Raw genomic sequence first — 17163 nt, forward strand, 5'->3', positions numbered from 1 at the left:
TTATAATCAGCGAAGAATTCAAAAAGGCTTGGATTTTAAGACACCAAATCAAATGGCAGAAGACTTTTATCGGTTAGCTGCCTAGAATCTCCCAAGTGAAAGTCTCCTGCTAATTCAGCACACATCAGAAAGATGCATGCAACATAAATTTCGAAAATAAAAAAAGCCACCGTATTCGGTGGCTTTTTTGAATAGGCTTGAATTAGTCTTGGTCTTTTGAAGCTTTATAACCATAAGAATAGTTATAGCCATAACCATAACCAGCTGAGCTACGTTGAATGTCGTTTAGAATAATACCATTGACCTTCACACCCACTTGTTCAAAGCGGTTCACGGTTAACTCTAGTTCTTTCAACTGAGTTTTCGCATAACGAGCAATCACCAAATTTACACCAGCATATTGCGAAATAATGATACCGTCTGTCACCGCAAGTACAGGAGGGGTATCAATGATCACATGATCAAACATCGGTGAAATCAAATCTAAGAATTCTTTGAATTTACCAGAACTTAAAAGCTCAGATGGATTAGAAGGGCTTTTACCACGAGTAATCACACTCAAATTTGGAATTTCAGTGGTTTTAATGATGCTGTCTAGATCACGCTGACCATTTAAATACTCAGAAAGGCCTGGTTGGTTATCATGATTGAAGTATTTGTTTAAATAACCACGACGTAAATCGGCATCAATAATTAAAACGCGTTTATCACTTTGCGCAAGAATCGTAGCTAAGTTGGTAGAAATAAATGATTTACCGACTTCTGGTGCAGGCCCAGAAATCATGATCAGGTTATTTTTTGCAGATGTCAGTGCAAAGTGAATGGCAGTACGCATACTGCGCAGGCTTTCAATTGCAATATCATCGCTATTTTTAACCGCAAGTACAGGAATGGTCTTTTTCTTCTTCAGTAACTTGATGCGACTTTCCTGAATAGGGGAACGTGGCACAGTGGCATAAACCGGAAGATCAAGGGTGTTCTCAATTTCTGAAGAATCTTTGATTCCTGAGCGTAGCATGTTACGTAGTAGTGCAAGTAATGTACCGAGGAAACCACCAAGAAAAATTGAAAGTATCAAGATTTGTAGTTTTTTTGGTGCAATTGGTTCAATAGGCTCTACGGCAGTATCCACAATACGGACATTACCAATTTCACCAGCTTTGGCAATACGAAGCTGTTGGTAAGAATTCAACAACGCTGTATAAAGTTGTTGTTTTACTTCAACTTCACGATAGAGTTGTAAATAACGACGCTGTAAATCTGGTAATTTTTTTAAGGTGGTATTCAGTTCACCAATTTTGCTGTTAATTGCACCCAATTGGGCATTCATTTGCTGCATTACTGGATGTTCACTGGTGTACTTTGCAGAAGCTTCAGCAACTTTTTGCTCTAATTCAGCTTTTTGAGTTTCAAGAGTGACACTTTGAGTTAAATATAGTTCAGATTCTTTGGTTACATCGACAGTATTAAACTCTTGACGGAATTTGTTAAATTCACGTTCTGCGACATCAAGTTGTTGTTTTAGCTCAGGGAGTTGTTCGTCCAGGAATTTTAAAGTTTGTGCACTTTCAGCAGAGCGTCGTTCAATATTTTGATGGCTGTAGGCTGCTAAAATGGCATTTAGAACCTGAGTAATATGTTCTTTATCTTGGCCTTGATAGTTAAGGCCAAGCACGCCCGTCATTTTACCTTTTTCAGCAACAGAATAATTTGCCAAAATACTATCAACTGCGGCAGGTAGAGACTGCTTTTGAATTAAATAGTGATCTTTGAATTGATCTTTACTATAAATTGAGATTTCCCAAAGGCCTTCTGCAGTACGTAAAGAATTTTTTTGGTTCAATGGTGCTGTTAAAATTGTTTGCTCTGTCTGAAGATCAATTAAAGAAAATTTATTTTCTTGAAACTGTACACTAAGGTTTTTGTCACGATATTGCGCAGGGATATCAAATTGGCGGATTTCAAAACTTTTTTCATTATCTTTGAAAACGACTGATTTATTTTTATATTCGGTGGCATATTCATGCGGTGAAAATAAGCGATCAGTGAAAGAATTTTCAGTACCTGAAATTTTTAGATCGAGATGTAAGTTTTGAATCACGGTACCTAGAACTAAGCGTGATTTAAGAATCTCAATTTCTGCTTGGGCGGGTTGTTTTTGATCAATCATATTAGAAAGATCACCTAACAACGCAGCAGAAGCCCCTTTACTCTCTTCGACTTGAACCATTGCATTGACTGCATAAGTGTCGGGGGTGGTTCTAAGATAAAGTAAGGCGCAAACAAGACTTAAAATTACACATAGAGCAATTAACTTCCACTGTGCAATCAGAGAGAAAAATAATTCTTTTAAATCAATTGTATCTTCTGTATTGGTATTTTGGCTCATAATCGTACATCAAAAGTTAAATTTGTTTAGTCCAATCTGCAACGCAAGATTGGATCAGTTCTGAGGTCTGGTCAAAAAAGGCTTGATCGTGCTGGTATGGGTCAGGCACATTTTTACCTTGCCAATGTCCTAAACGAAAGGTCTTGCCCTTTGCAAATGGCCACGTTTGTTCAATATGCTTTTGTTGATTTGAACTCATGACTAAAATTAAATCTGATTTCTTGATCAGTTCAGCATTCAATTTTTGGGCAATATGTCCACTCATATCGATGCCAATTTTTTGCATACAGTATTGAGCTTTTTCATCTGCTGGATGTCCAATCATCCCTGCGATTCCCGCTGAATAAATATTCAGATCGGGATGATTCTTTTTCAGAAGATATTCTGCCATAGGACTTCGGCAAATATTACCTACACACACCACCAGAATATTTTTAAATAACATTATTGACCCATTCTGTCGATGTTATAGATCATATTTGAGAAAGGAATCACCTGATTGATCACACGCTGCCAACGAGCTAAACCAGATGCATCAACATACACAATATCATTGCTACGCATTCTGAACTGGTTTGCGAGTCCAAAGTCACCAATACTGGTTAAATCCAAATGATAAATTTCGGTCATCGGACTATTCATATCACTACGTACTACGTAGATTTTACCTCGACTTGCAGAAAGCGAGTTTACCCCAAGACTTTCGCCCAAGACATCACTTAAACTCATGCCTTGATCACGCATTGGTAGGGATTGATTTTTACCAGATTCACCCATTACATAAATTTTCTGATTTTCGCGTGAATTGACATAAATTGTATCGTTAGGCTGTATGAGTAGATTATGTAGTGAATAGCCAGCCTTTTCTAACTGGATACTATTTAAGTTGTAAGTTTGTCCTTGGCGTACCAAGGTAATAGACGTATTATCGCCAAATTGCGTATTCACACCGCCAGCAAGACCAAGTGCAGTATATACGCTGGTAGGTTGGTCGGTGAGATTAAATTGACCACCTTTCATTACATTACCTTGGACAGAATAACGCTGGCCTTGGTAGGAAAGAACGCGAACAATCACATCTGGGGTTTTTAAATAGCGGGCAAGTTGGCTACGTAACTCCTGATTAACTTTTGTTAGGGATTTTCCGGCAGCTTTATATCGGCCAATAATAGGGAATTGAATATATCCATTTTGGTCGATTTGGTAACCGTTTGATTTTATCGCCTCTTCATTACTAATGGTATTTGTAGGTGGCGTTATTTCCGGATATGCCCATAAATAAATGGATAAAATATCACCAGAATTTAATCGATATTGTTGTTGTTGTTGATTGAAAAGGTGAGCAAAATTTTGTTGATTAATCTGTGCGGGTTGAACGGCTGCTAAATTGTCTTGTGATAATTTGATGACATTTACAGTTGAACCTAGATCTGTTTGGAAAACACCTTCTTTTGGTAAATCATATGTTTGAAGACCTGATGTGATTGCACAACCCGTCATACCTAAACTGAGTGCTAACAAGAAGCTATAACGATAGTAACTCACTCGAAATCCTACTTATAAAAATAATTGAATTGTAAAAAAGGCAATCGCCTGATTTTTAAAATATATAACGCAGCATTTTATACTATGTAAAGTAAACATCCTAGGATTTGCTGTCAAAATGTGTTGCTACAGTGTAATGATTATTGTGTGAAATAAAACACATATTTGTTAATGAATACATAATAAATTCATTTAGGAAATTGGTGTTAAAAATCAAATATTAATATATTGGATAAAAAATAGACGTTGAATTTTGCAGTTATAATTTTTGATTACGAAAAATAATAATTCCCGAACAATATAAGGGCGATTTCTGCTATATTATGAGGCGTTTTTCACATGATTAAATCATAAATTATAAGGCTCTGGAATGTTGCAACTCTCGGAACTAAAAATAGCAGTTATTGGGTTGGGCTATGTAGGTTTACCTTTAGCTGTTGAATTTGGTAAAAAAAAACCAGTTGTTGGTTTTGATATCCATCAAAAAAGAATCGATGAATTACAAAGTGGACAAGATCATACTTTAGAAGTGTCGCCAGAAGAACTTAAACAAGCGAAATATTTAAGCTATTCAGCCAATTTAGAAGACCTACGCAGCTGTAATTTTTTTATTGTGACTGTTCCAACCCCCATTGATGAATTTAAACAACCTGATTTAACCCCACTTATTAAAGCCTCTACCAGTATTGGGAAAGTACTCAAAAAAGGCGATGTAGTGGTGTATGAGTCTACGGTATACCCAGGTGCTACAGAAGAAAGTTGTATTCCTGTTTTAGAGCAAGTGTCGGGCTTAAAATTCAATCAGGATTTTTTTGCAGGCTATAGCCCAGAACGGATTAATCCAGGTGATAAGCTACACCGAGTCACCAATATTTTAAAAATCACTTCAGGCTCTACCCCTGAAGTAGCAGATTTTGTAGATCAGGTCTATAACCTAATTATTGAAGCCGGCACCCATAAAGCAACCAGTATTAAAGTCGCTGAAGCAGCAAAAGTGATTGAAAACACCCAGCGTGATGTCAATATTGCCCTGATTAATGAACTGGCCGTGATCTTTAACAAAATGGGAATTGATACCGAAGCGGTTCTGAAAGCCGCGGGTACTAAATGGAATTTCTTGCCATTCCGTCCAGGTCTGGTCGGTGGACACTGTATTGGTGTCGATCCATACTATTTGACTCATAAGGCACAGTCTATCGGTTATCACCCTGAAATTATTTTAGCGGGTCGTCGTTTAAATGATGGTATGGGAGCTTATGTAGTCACCCAGCTGGTAAAAGCAATGATCAAGAAAAAGATTCAGGTGGAAGGAGCTAAGGTTTTAGTGTTGGGCTTGAGTTTTAAAGAAAACTGCCCAGATATTCGTAACACCAAAATTATTGATATTGTGAATGAGCTGACAGAATACAATATTGCTGCCGATGTGTATGACCCATGGGTGGATGCAAACGAAGCTCAACATGAATACGGAATTACCCCAGTCGCAAACCTGGAGCAGGGTCAGTATGACGCGGTGATTCTGGCTGTTGCCCATGATCAGTTTAAAGCCATGGGTGCTGAGGCATTACGTGCCCTGGGCAAGTCTGCACATATTTTATATGACCTGAAATATGTACTGGATCAATCTGAATCTGACCTTCGTCTGTAATTATAGGGATCTTAAACATGAGCCAATATCAAACAGTATGTGAGCAATTACAACAAGCACCAAAAACTTGGCTAGTGACGGGTGTTGCGGGTTTTATTGGCTCAAACTTGTTAGAAACTTTACTTAAGCTGAATCAGAAAGTTGTGGGTTTAGATAACTTCGCGACAGGTCACCAGCATAATTTGGACGAAGTACAAAACTTGGTGAGTGCAGAGCAATGGGCAAACTTTAAGTTCTACGAGGGGGATATTCGTAACCTAGAAGATTGCCAAAAAGCCTGTGCAAATGTGGACTATGTATTGCACCAAGCAGCTTTGGGTTCTGTGCCACGTTCTATTGCTGACCCGATCACCACTAATGCGGCCAATATTACTGGCTTTTTAAATATGCTGACGGCTGCACGAGATGCAGAAGTCAAAAGTTTTACCTATGCCGCCAGCAGTTCAACTTATGGTGACCATCCGGCACTGCCTAAAGTCGAAGAAAATATCGGCAAGCCGCTTTCGCCTTATGCGGTCACTAAATATGTAAATGAGCTGTATGCCGAAGTCTTTGCCCGAACTTACGGCTTTAAAACGATTGGTTTGCGTTACTTCAATGTCTTCGGTAAGCGCCAAGACCCGAATGGTGCCTATGCTGCGGTGATTCCAAAATGGACCGCAGCTATGATAGCAGGTGATGATGTTTTTATTAATGGTGATGGTGAAACCAGCCGAGATTTCTGTTTTATTGAAAATACTGTTCAAGCCAATATTTTAGCTGCAACCACACAAAATGAAGAAGCGAAAAACCAAGTTTATAACGTAGCAGTGGGTGACAGAACAACATTGAATGATTTATTCAATGCGATAAAAGCAGCGCTCAATGAAAATGGTGTGATCTATACCAAAGCGCCTATTTATAGAGAGTTTCGTGCTGGTGATGTTCGACATTCGCAAGCAAGTATTGAGAAAATTAAAAACTTGCTTGGATATGCTCCAAAATTTGTGATTTCACGAGGTATTGAAAGTGCTATGCCTTGGTATATAAAGTTTTTAGGTAATAAATAAATGAAGATTTTAGTTACAGGCGGTGCAGGATTTATTGGTTCAGCGGTCATCCGTCACATTATTCAAAACACCAATAACCAAGTTCTAAATATCGATAAATTGACTTATGCGGGTAATTTAGAATCGTTAAAAGAAATTGATCAACACTCGAATTATGAGTTCAAACAAATTGATATTTGTGATACAGAACAAATTACAGCTGCAATAGATGCATTTCAGCCAAATGCAATTATGCATTTGGCTGCAGAGTCGCATGTAGACCGCTCAATTGATGGCCCTGCAGCATTTATTCAAACCAATATTGTGGGAACTTATACCTTATTAGAAGCTGCTCGAAAGTATTGGATGGAGCTTGACGCTGCAGCTCAACAAAACTTTCGTTTTCATCATATTTCAACGGATGAAGTTTATGGTGACTTAGAAGGCACGAAAGATTTGTTTACAGAAACAACTTCATACGCGCCAAGCTCTCCATATTCTGCCTCTAAAGCTAGTTCAGATCATTTGGTGCGTGCGTGGCACAGAACTTATGGCCTGCCTGTTATAGTCACCAACTGCTCAAATAATTATGGTCCCTATCATTTTCCAGAAAAACTAATTCCATTGGTGATTCTAAATGCACTGGATGCTAAACCTTTACCTGTGTATGGCAATGGTCAGCAAATTCGGGATTGGTTATTTGTAGAAGATCATGCACGTGCTTTATATAAAGTGGTGACCGAAGGTGTAGTGGGTGAAACCTACAATATTGGTGGTCATAATGAAAAGCAGAATATAGAAGTGGTCAAAACCATTTGTAAAATTTTGGATGAACTAAAACCACAGGCAAATGGTCAAGCGTATGAATCACTGATTACATTTGTAAAAGACCGCCCTGGGCATGATTTACGCTATGCGATTGATGCTACAAAAATTCAAAATGAATTAGGTTGGACACCTACGGAAACTTTTGAAACTGGAATCCGTAAAACGGTGCAATGGTATTTAAATAATTTAGATTGGTGTCATCGAGTGCAAGATGGCAGTTACCAACGCGAAAGATTAGGTGTAAATTCATAATGTCAAATACAACAAAAGGTATTATTTTAGCGGGCGGTTCAGGTACACGTTTATATCCAATTACCAAAGGGGTATCTAAGCAATTATTGCCTATTTATGACAAGCCAATGGTGTATTACCCACTTTCAGTGCTTATGCTTGCGGGTATTCGTGAAGTACTCATTATTAGTACTCCTGAAGATATTGATGGTTTTAAGCGTTTATTGGGTGATGGCGCTCAATTTGGTATTCAGCTTGAATATGCGGTCCAACCTAGTCCAGATGGTTTAGCACAAGCCTTTATTATTGGTGAAGACTTTATTGGAAACAGTAATGTTTGCCTAGTATTGGGCGACAATATTTTTTACGGTCAAGGTTTTACTCCAATGCTACGTCAAGCCGTCGCCCGTCAAAAAGGCGCAACGGTATTTGGCTATCAGGTGAAAGACCCTGAGCGTTTTGGTGTAGTTGAGTTTGACGAACAAAAGCGCGCAATTTCTTTAGAAGAAAAACCTAAACAACCTAAATCTCACTTTGCAGTCACCGGTTTGTATTTTTATGACAATGATGTAATTGAAATTGCGAAACAAGTGAAGCCTTCTGAACGTGGAGAGTTGGAAATTACCACAGTTAATCAGATGTATTTAGAGCGTGGTGATCTAAATGTGGAATTGCTCGGACGTGGTTTTGCATGGTTAGATACAGGTACACATGCGAGCTTACTTGAGGCAGCCCAGTTTGTAGAAACGATTGAAAAACGTCAGGGCTATAAAGTGGCGTGTTTAGAAGAAATTGCGCTGAATAATGGTTGGCTGAGTAAAGAGCAGGTTTTAGAAATTGGTCAGAGCATGAGTAAAAATGATTATGGTCAGTATTTGATTTCATTGGTGAATGAGATATGAGCCAAGAGTCAATTTATGTCACTCAGCCTGTTTTACCTGAGCTTGAGGAGTTTATTCCTTATTTAGAGCAAATTTGGAACAATAAAATTTTAACCAACTGTGGACCATTACATCAGCAGTTGGAAAAAGAGCTTTGTGAGTATTTGGGCGTTGATTATATTTCATTATTTAATAATGGAACAATTGCGTTAGTAACAGCACTACAGGCACTTGGGCTTGAACAAGGTGAAGTAATTACGACGCCTTACACTTTTGTTGCTACGGCTCATTCGATAGTTTGGAATAAACTCACGCCAGTCTTTGTTGATATTGACCCACAAACATCGAATATTGACCCAGTAAAAGTTGAGCAAGCCATAACGGATAAGACAGTCGCGATTTTACCTGTACATTGTTATGGCATCCCTTGTGATGTGGAAGTACTACAAAATATTGCTACTAAGCATAATTTAAAATTAATCTATGATGCGGCACATGCCTTTGGTGTAAAACATCATGGAAAAAGCTTACTCAATTATGGTGATTTAAGTGTAATGAGCTTTCATGCTACAAAAGTATTTAATACTTTTGAGGGGGGGGCTATTGTTTGCCATAGTGCTGAAATGAAGCAATGTATTGATCGTTTAAAGAATTTTGGTATTGTGAATGAAAATACAATAGATGATATTTCTTTAAATGGTAAATTGAGTGAAGTACATGCTGCACTTGGCTTATTGCAATTAAAATCTATTGATAGCACATTATTAGCGCGTCAAAAAATAGACAAAAAGTATCGTAAAGAGCTTGCAGACATATCAGGAATTCACTGTATTGAACGTGTAGATGTAGAAAAAGATAACTACTCTTATTTTCCAATCGTTATTTCTGGACCATATCCGCTTAGCCGTGATGAGTTGTTTGAAAAATTAAAGCTTAATGGGATTTTTGCAAGAAAATATTTTTATCCGATAATGACTGATTTGACTATTTATAAGGAATATCAATCAGACACCCCTGAAGCGAAACTCTTATCAGATGGAGTGCTTTGTTTGCCGCTATATCCAAATCTTAGCCTAGATTCAGTACAGAAAATTATTGATTTAATTAAGGACAATTAAGATGGCTTTTTTAACAGAAGAGCAAATTAAAGCTATGGGCTTTCGTCACGTAGGTAAAAATTGCTTACTTTCAGATAAGGCATCTTATTATAATTGTAATAATATAATAATTGGTAATAACGTAAGAATTGATGACTTTTGTGTACTGTCAGCTGGTATAGGTGGAATTGAGATAGGAAGCCATATTCATATTGCAGTGTATAGCTCACTCATAGGAGCAGGCAAAATAGTGTTAAAGGATTTCAGTAATATTTCATCCAAAGTAGCTATTTATAGTAGTAATGATGAATATAGTGGTCAATTTATGACGAATCCTACAGTGCCTAGTCAATATACAAATGTAACGAGTTCAGATGTAATAATTGGAAAACATGTAATTGTTGGATCTGGATGTGTGATTTTGCCTGGTGTTACTTTAGAAACAGGTGTTGCTGTTGGTGCATTAAGTTTAGTAAATAAAAATTGTACAGAGTTTAGTGTTTATATGGGTACACCAGCAAAAAAAATTAAAGAACGAAAAAGTGACTTATTAGAATTAGAAAAACAATTTTTGAACAGTATTAAATAATGTCACTCAAAAAAAATATTATTGCTAACTATACTAGTCAAATTTATGTGACAGGTGTAGGTATTTTAATTCTGCCTTTATATATCAAATATATGGGAGCAGAAGCTTACGGTTTAGTGGGCTTTTTTACTATGCTGCAAGCATGGTTTGCTGTTTTAGATTTGGGTTTAACTCCAACCATAGGGCGTGAAACAGCTCGTTATTTTGGTGGCTCTATGTCTGCCCTTGCATATAGACAGCTATTTCGAGCCTTAAGTGTAATTTTTGTCTTTATTGCTGTGCTTGGTGGTGGTGTCTTATTTGTTTTTGCTGAGCAAGTTGCATCACATTGGTTGCAGATAGCAACGCTTGATCTTCGTGAAGTACTGATTGCTGTGCAAATAATGGCAATTAGTGTGGCATTGCGTTGGTTAGGTGGGTTATATCGTGGTGTTATTACAGGAGCTGAGCGACTTGTATGGTTGAGTAGTTTTAATGCCATTATTGCTACACTAAAGTTTATTGTTGTATTTGCAACGATGAATATTTTTGGTTACACACCATTCGTATTTTTTCTGCATCAACTTATTGTGGTGTTGATTGAAATTATTGGGCTTTATTGGATGGCTAACTTATTGTTACCTAAAAAGAATACCTTAACTCAAGCTATAGGCTGGTCCATTAAGCCTATTACTCCACTTTTAAAGTTTGCATTAACTATTGCTTTTACTTCATCTGTATGGGTATTTGTAACACAAACGGATAAGTTAATCCTCTCTGGAATTTTACCTTTGGCTGAGTATGGTTATTTTACCTTAGCTGTGTTGGTGGCTAGTGGTATTATGATTATTAGTGGGCCTGTAAGTAGTGCGATTATGCCACGTATGGCAAATTTACACGCTCAGGCAAAACGAGAGGAGATGCTTCAAGTTTATCGGAATGCTACACAAATTGTAAGTGTATTGGCGGGAACGGCATCTTTAGTTATTGCTTTTTATCCAAAACAATTACTTTTTGCTTGGACAGGAGATTTAGCCCTGGTTGAGGCAGTTGCTCCTATTTTACGTTTATATGCGCTTGGAAATGCCTTATTGGCTGTTGGTGCATTTCCATACTATTTACAATATGCATTGGGTAATTTACGTTTTCACCTAATTGGTAATATCATTATGGTGGTGCTATTAATACCATCTATTATTTGGGCGGCAACGCACTTTGGTGGTGTTGGGGCAGGCTATGCATGGTTTGGCATGAATCTATTTTATTTTTTATTTTGGGTAGGTTATGTGCACAGTAATCTTGTTCCTAAACTGCATTTGAGCTGGCTATTCAAAGACGTGATTTTAATTTATTTACCAGTGATTGGGTTTTTGGTCTTTGTAAAGTTAATAGGGATTACTATGGAATATCAAACTCCGTTTTTTACTCTTATAGGTATTGTTATTCTATCTTTTTGTGCGCTCATAATTGCGACTATTAGTTCTAAATTTTTTAGAAATAAAGTATTTAAGAGATTTTTAAAGGTTAATGTATGAGTCCTAATGAAGTGAAAGTTTCAGTTTGTGTGGTGACATATAATCAGGAACAGTATATAGCCGAATGCTTACAAAGTTTGGTAGATCAGGAGACAAACTTTAAATTTGAGATAATTGTTGGTGAAGATTGTTCAACAGATAATACAAGAGAAATAATCCAGCAGTATATAGCTAAGTATCCTGATGTAATTAAACCTATTTTTCATATAGAAAATGTAGGTGCAGTAGAAAATATAAAGCAAGTTTATAAAAAAGCAAAGGGGAAATATATTGCCCACATGGATGGTGATGATATAGCACTACCATATAAATTACAGCTTCAAGTAGATATTTTGGAAAAAAATAATAATATATCAATATGTAGTCATGACGTAAAAAGAATTGATGCTAAAAGTACAGTGTTGGTTAAGAATTGGGTTTACAACGATGGAGAATATGATCTTTTAAATTTTTTCGAAAAACTTCCTTTTTTTGCTCATTCATCCAAAATGTTCAGAAATGATTTTCCGGATAAATTTTGGGATGAGCTTCTAAATGAGAAAAATTTGTTAGATATTGATATTCATTTTGAGAGTGCAAAGCGTGGAAGAATATACCATATAGGTCGTAATCTAGGTGCTTATAGAGTAAATGTAGGTATGAGTCTAATTAATAAAAAAATAAATCCTATCGTACCTCAAGGATTAGAAAGAGTTTTTAATAAAGGTATTAAGTATTATGAAGGAAGTCCAGAGAAAACATCTTTACTTAAGCAGTATTATTCTCATGCATGTATAAAATGTGCTTTTGAGTTTGCATTATTTAACCAAGATGAAAAAATGTTCAGATATTATATTTTTAAATCCATAAAATTGAGTAAAAAAATTGATTTTAATAAGCTTGTTTTTTTAATTGGCGCGTTTTTTCCAAAATTATTTTTTTGCTCTCTTCAAATTAGGAAATTAATAAAACATTTAGGTAATAGGAATAATTAATGCTACGTATTTTACACATAGTTGGAAAAATGGACCGAGCTGGCGCGGAAACTATGCTCATGAATCTTTATCGCCATATTGATCGTACACAAGTTCAATTTGACTTTATTACTTTCACGACTGATCAAGGTGACTATGATGATGAAATTTTAGCCTTAGGTGGAAAGATTTATCCAATAATTGCGAATAATTCTATTGACCGCATGTTTAAGTTAACAAGCTTTTTAAAGCAGCATTCTGAATATCAGATTGTACATGCACATATGCTACTGAATAATGCTTTTCACTTGTTAGCATCTAAGAGAGCAGGTGTTCCGCATCGAATTTCACACTCGCATAGTACCAGTAATGATAAATCTGGGATTATAGCTAATGTGTATGAAAGACTTGCAATATATCTGAATAAAAATTTATCAACAAAAAAAATTGCGTGTGGTGAAGAGGCAGCCGAATATTTATTTAAAAGCAGTAAAAATGTTTGGATACTTAAAAATGCCATAGATTTGCAATTATATAATGAAATTTCATTAAGTAATAAAAATTACTGGAAAACGATTAGAAGTGATATCCAAAACTTAAAAATCATCCAAGTAGGTAGGTTAAATGAAGTTAAAAACCATACTTTCTCTTTAGAAATTGCTAAAAGATTAAAAGAGCAAAATATTGATTTTACATTTTTTATTGTTGGTCAAGGACCTTTGGAGGATTTAATTAGGAGAAAGGTACAAGATTATGATTTAGATAAAAATGTTTTCTTACTGGGTGTTAGAGAAGATGTTCCTAATTTGATGTCAGATGCTGATTTAATGTTAATGCCATCATTACATGAAGGCTTTCCTGTGGTGTTAGTAGAAAGCCAAGCAATTGGGTTAAAAACTATAGTATCTAAAAATATTTCAGCAGAGGTCGATTTGGGAGTAGGTCTTGTTGATTTTAAAGAATTAAATAATATAGATGCATGGGTAGAAAGTATAAAAACTATAAAAAAACCACAATTAAATTTAAGCCAAAATATTAAAATTTTATCTATGTATGGTTTTGATATTAAAAGTAATGCTATTGAACTTCAAAATTTGTATAAAAATATGGACAAAGTTTAAGCTATGTTAATTGATAACAGTACTTTCTTTAATTTATATAATTTAATTTATTTTTGTACTGCTTGCCTAGTAGTGGTTTCGGCTCTATCTATAGAAATTAAGAAAGACATTTTAGTTCAAAATAAATTAGGAAAATTTTTAATATTTTTACCTTTAGTAAGTTTAATTTTTGTGGTTGGATTAAGAGGGTATAATGTTGGAACTGATACGGGTAATTATTATAATGGACTTTGGTTGGGTGAACCAGAATTAAACTTTAATAGTGAATTTCTGTTTGACTTATTAGCTATTATATTGAGAGGTTTTGACTTAAGTTACACTTTCTTTCTATTTTTAATTTCAATTCTGTTTTATGTATTTTTATACGGTGCATTGAAAAAATATACAAAACAATTTGAAGCGAATTTGTTTTTTGCTTTTTTTGTATGTATTTCATTATTCTTTTTTCTAAGTATGAGCATCAATGTAATTAGGCAAGGGGTCTCTTTATCTATTTTATTATTTTCTTATACGTTATGGGTTGAAAGAAAAAGTAATTTTTGGGTTTTATTTTTTGTTTTTTTAGCATTATCTTTTCATTTAACTTCTATTATTCCAATTTTAATTTTTATTGTTTCGATTTTATTTTCTAAATATAAGTATTTTAATTTTTTAGTTTTAATCTATTTTTTTATGATTTTAGTATCTTATTTTAATTATGGGTTTTTAAATATATCTCCTTTATTTCTAGATTTTTTAGGTGAAGATAAGCGCGCAGGATATTTTGCAGATGATGACTACGGCTATCAGGTTGGTTTTAAACCTCAATTTGTGATATTTAATACATTCTTTTTGTTGCTATCTTTGTATGTAAAAAATAGATTAAAAAATGATTTTTTAGAAAAAAAATATACCCAATTAGTTTGTTATTATATGCTCTCAAGTATTATATTGTTTATGGCATTTCAATTGCCATTTTCAGACCGCTGGGGGCTGTTCTCTTGGATTGTTATCCCATTTTTGATTATCCCTCTATTTTACTCTCCCTTTGTTAAGGGTAATATCAAGATTCATTATATTTTAATGTTTATTGCAATTTACGTAGGTTTTAATTTTTATGTTTAATGATTACCCTTTAATAAGTATAGGAATACCATTTTATAATGCTGAAAAGTACTTGGGATTTGCTATTCAATCTGTTATTGCTCAGTCTTATGAAAATTGGGAACTCATTCTTGTAGATGATGGTTCTTCAGATAATTCTCTGAAAATTGCTCAAGAATTTGCACTTAAAGATGCACGAATTAGAGTAATTTGTGATGGAAAAAATAGAAAATTACCTTATAGATTGAATCAGCTAATACTAGAATCTAAAGGTGAATTTATTGCAAGAATGGATGCAGATGATCTTATGCATCCAGATAGATTGAAAAAAGAACTTTCTTTTTTATTGGAAAATCCTGGTTACGATTTAGTATCTGGGGGAATAGTATCTATTGATCATAAAAATAATGTTACTGGTATGAGAACCGTTAATAAACTAGTTACTATCGATAAAGATAGTAAAAGTTATCCTATAGTGCATCCTACAGTTATGGCTAGAAGAGATTGGTATTTACGTAATTCATATAGTTTGAATTATCCTAGAGCTGAGGATTACGAGTTATGGTGTAGAACTTCTAGTGTTGGAGATTTAAAAATAGCTATATTACCTGATATTTTCTTATTCTATAGAGAGTTTGGAAATATAGATCCAAATAAGTTAATAAATTCATATAATGATAGTTATAAAATTCGTCAGGTTTTTGGTATAAATTCAGGTTTAAGAAACTTTTTAAAAGTTAAGATGAAGTGTTTAATTGTAAGACTTTTGAGTATATTTGGTCTTGTTCAAAATCTTGCTAAAAAGCGTAACATGAAATTTTCTTCTATTACTGAGGAGAAAGAGCTTCAAGCCGTTGTTAATACTATTGTTAATAAATCTTTAACTTAATTTGGATCTATGATGTATTTAATAAAATCTTTATTTTTTAAGATGCCTTACTTTATTCAAAACTTAGTAATTTCTTTAATTAATACTAATCTCTATCGCATTAGACATTCTGGGAAATATCATCAATATAGAGATTATTATATGAAAGTAGAAAATCTTAATAAAAAACAACTTGATGAAGAATTAAATAAAAGGTTGGATAATTTTTTAAATTTTGTGACTAATGCTTCTAGCTGGTATAGTCAGTATAAAGGTAAAGATCTTCCTAATTTCCCTATTCTTGAAAAAACAGATATATTATTAAATCTCGATAATATTAAAACAATAAATGAAAAGGAAGGCCTTATTAGCTTAACAGGAGGTACTACAGGTGCCTCTATGAAAGTTGTATATACAAAAGAAGATATGCAAGAAAGATTTGCTATTTTAGATCATTTTAGATCCAAATTCGGTTATGAGCTAGGTAAAAAAACAGCTTGGTTTTCTGGTAAGAATTTGGTTACCCAAAAGGATTTAGCGAAGGGTATTTGTTCACATTATGACTTTGTAAATAAGATTAGATTTTATTCTACATTTCTAATTAATGAAAAAAACTTTGATGTATATTGGAAGTCATTGAATGAATTTCAACCTGAATTTTTAGTCGGTTTTCCATCAAGTGTTTTTGAAATTTGTCAAATAGCAAAGTCGAAAGGTTTAAAATATTCAGGCAAAGCAAAAGTTTTTTTTCCTACCGCAGAAACAGTGTTAGCTGAACATAGACAAGTAATTTCTGAAGTTTTAGGGTGTAAATTGGTAGATCAGTACGCTTCTTCAGAAGGTGCGCCATTTATATTAGAATGCAGTGCGGGGAGTTTGCATATTCATCCTTTAACGGGAATTTTTGAAGTTGTGGATGAAAATTTGAACCCCGCTCAAGCTGGTCAGATGTTAGTCACTTCTTTCACTACTCATGGAACCCCACTCATAAGATATAGAATTGGTGATTCAATAACTTTAGCAAACGCTTCAAAGCAATGCTCTTGTGGCTCTATTTTTCCATTAGTGGAAAGTATACAGGGACGTACTAATGATTATATTCTTTCACCTACGCATGGTAAGGTGAATTTGGGTAATATTAGTAACTCGACTAAAGACACCAAAGGGATTGTGTGTTTTCAACTTGTCCAAAATAGTATTGATCATATTGAAGTTAAGCTTGTTATAAATAAAGAATTTGATGCTGTGCAAGAGTCTAACTTTATTTCCGCCTTGCGTGAAAGGATTGGAAAAGAAGTACACTTAAGTATTAATTATGTGGATTATATAGACAAAGAAAAAAGTGGTAAGTTTAGAATTGTTAAAAATAATATTAAAAGTATATAGGG

At 34.6% G+C, this 17163-nt stretch carries 15 protein-coding genes; 12 read left to right on the forward strand and 3 right to left on the reverse strand.

Annotated elements, in window-relative coordinates; all coding sequences use genetic code 11:
- Positions 1–202 precede the first annotated feature (202 nt).
- The 3 genes from FTU36_RS10015 to FTU36_RS10025 are packed head-to-tail and all read right to left on the reverse strand — an operon-like array spanning position 203 to position 3889.
- Positions 203–2389: a polysaccharide biosynthesis tyrosine autokinase gene (locus FTU36_RS10015; RefSeq protein WP_180117701.1), complete on the reverse strand. Its 2187-nt coding sequence runs from the start codon at positions 2387–2389 to the stop codon at positions 203–205.
- 16 nt (positions 2390–2405) lie between these two features.
- The gene (locus FTU36_RS10020; protein ID WP_180117703.1) at positions 2406–2834 is read right to left on the reverse strand and encodes a low molecular weight protein-tyrosine-phosphatase; all 429 of its coding nucleotides are present in this window, start codon (positions 2832–2834) and stop codon (positions 2406–2408) included.
- A complete protein-coding gene (locus FTU36_RS10025; RefSeq protein WP_180022948.1) occupies positions 2834–3889 on the reverse strand; it encodes a polysaccharide biosynthesis/export family protein in 1056 nt (351 codons plus the stop codon). The genes FTU36_RS10020 and FTU36_RS10025 overlap by 1 nt, the downstream gene beginning before the upstream one ends.
- 415 nt (positions 3890–4304) lie before the next feature.
- Here FTU36_RS10025 and tviB point away from each other — a divergent pair, with 415 nt between their 5' ends.
- The 12 genes from tviB (at position 4305) to FTU36_RS10085 (ending at position 17161) form a co-directional block, all read left to right on the forward strand.
- Complete coding sequence (gene tviB, locus FTU36_RS10030; RefSeq protein WP_180117705.1) at positions 4305–5582, forward strand: Vi polysaccharide biosynthesis UDP-N-acetylglucosamine C-6 dehydrogenase TviB; 1278 nt, start codon at positions 4305–4307, stop codon at positions 5580–5582.
- 17 nt (positions 5583–5599) lie between these two features.
- Positions 5600–6631, forward strand: coding sequence for an NAD-dependent epimerase/dehydratase family protein (locus FTU36_RS10035; RefSeq protein WP_180117707.1), 1032 nt, complete (start codon positions 5600–5602; stop codon positions 6629–6631).
- Entirely contained in the window at positions 6632–7690 is a 1059-nt protein-coding gene (gene rfbB, locus FTU36_RS10040) for a dTDP-glucose 4,6-dehydratase (protein ID WP_180117709.1), read from the forward strand.
- The gene (gene rfbA, locus FTU36_RS10045) at positions 7690–8571 is read left to right on the forward strand and encodes a glucose-1-phosphate thymidylyltransferase RfbA (protein ID WP_180117711.1); all 882 of its coding nucleotides are present in this window, start codon (positions 7690–7692) and stop codon (positions 8569–8571) included. Before rfbB ends, rfbA begins: the two co-directional genes overlap by 1 nt.
- Positions 8568–9668, forward strand: a complete 1101-nt coding sequence (locus FTU36_RS10050) for a DegT/DnrJ/EryC1/StrS aminotransferase family protein (RefSeq protein WP_180117713.1) — start codon at positions 8568–8570, stop codon at positions 9666–9668. Before rfbA ends, FTU36_RS10050 begins: the two co-directional genes overlap by 4 nt.
- A 1-nt stretch (position 9669) precedes the next feature.
- Positions 9670–10236 carry an acyltransferase gene (locus FTU36_RS10055; RefSeq protein WP_180117715.1) on the forward strand — a complete coding sequence of 189 codons (567 nt, stop codon included), beginning with the start codon at positions 9670–9672 and terminating at the stop codon, positions 10234–10236.
- Positions 10236–11750 (forward strand): oligosaccharide flippase family protein, encoded by a 1515-nt coding sequence (locus FTU36_RS10060; RefSeq protein WP_180117717.1) that lies wholly within the window; start codon positions 10236–10238, stop codon positions 11748–11750. The genes FTU36_RS10055 and FTU36_RS10060 overlap by 1 nt, the downstream gene beginning before the upstream one ends.
- A complete protein-coding gene (locus FTU36_RS10065; protein ID WP_180117719.1) occupies positions 11747–12724 on the forward strand; it encodes a glycosyltransferase family 2 protein in 978 nt (325 codons plus the stop codon). Before FTU36_RS10060 ends, FTU36_RS10065 begins: the two co-directional genes overlap by 4 nt.
- A complete protein-coding gene (locus FTU36_RS10070; protein WP_180117721.1) occupies positions 12724–13824 on the forward strand; it encodes a glycosyltransferase in 1101 nt (366 codons plus the stop codon). Before FTU36_RS10065 ends, FTU36_RS10070 begins: the two co-directional genes overlap by 1 nt.
- A 3-nt stretch (positions 13825–13827) precedes the next feature.
- Positions 13828–14928 (forward strand): EpsG family protein, encoded by a 1101-nt coding sequence (locus tag FTU36_RS10075; RefSeq protein WP_180117723.1) that lies wholly within the window; start codon positions 13828–13830, stop codon positions 14926–14928.
- Positions 14921–15796, forward strand: coding sequence for a glycosyltransferase family 2 protein (locus tag FTU36_RS10080; RefSeq protein WP_180117725.1), 876 nt, complete (start codon positions 14921–14923; stop codon positions 15794–15796). The genes FTU36_RS10075 and FTU36_RS10080 overlap by 8 nt, the downstream gene beginning before the upstream one ends.
- A gap of 141 nt (positions 15797–15937) precedes the next feature.
- Positions 15938–17161: a phenylacetate--CoA ligase family protein gene (locus FTU36_RS10085; protein ID WP_257224830.1), complete on the forward strand. Its 1224-nt coding sequence runs from the start codon at positions 15938–15940 to the stop codon at positions 17159–17161.
- The last annotated feature ends 2 nt before the right edge of the window (positions 17162–17163 follow it).

The organism is Acinetobacter sp. YH12096, assembly GCF_013419215.1.
GTDB lineage: Bacteria > Pseudomonadota > Gammaproteobacteria > Pseudomonadales > Moraxellaceae > Acinetobacter > Acinetobacter amyesii.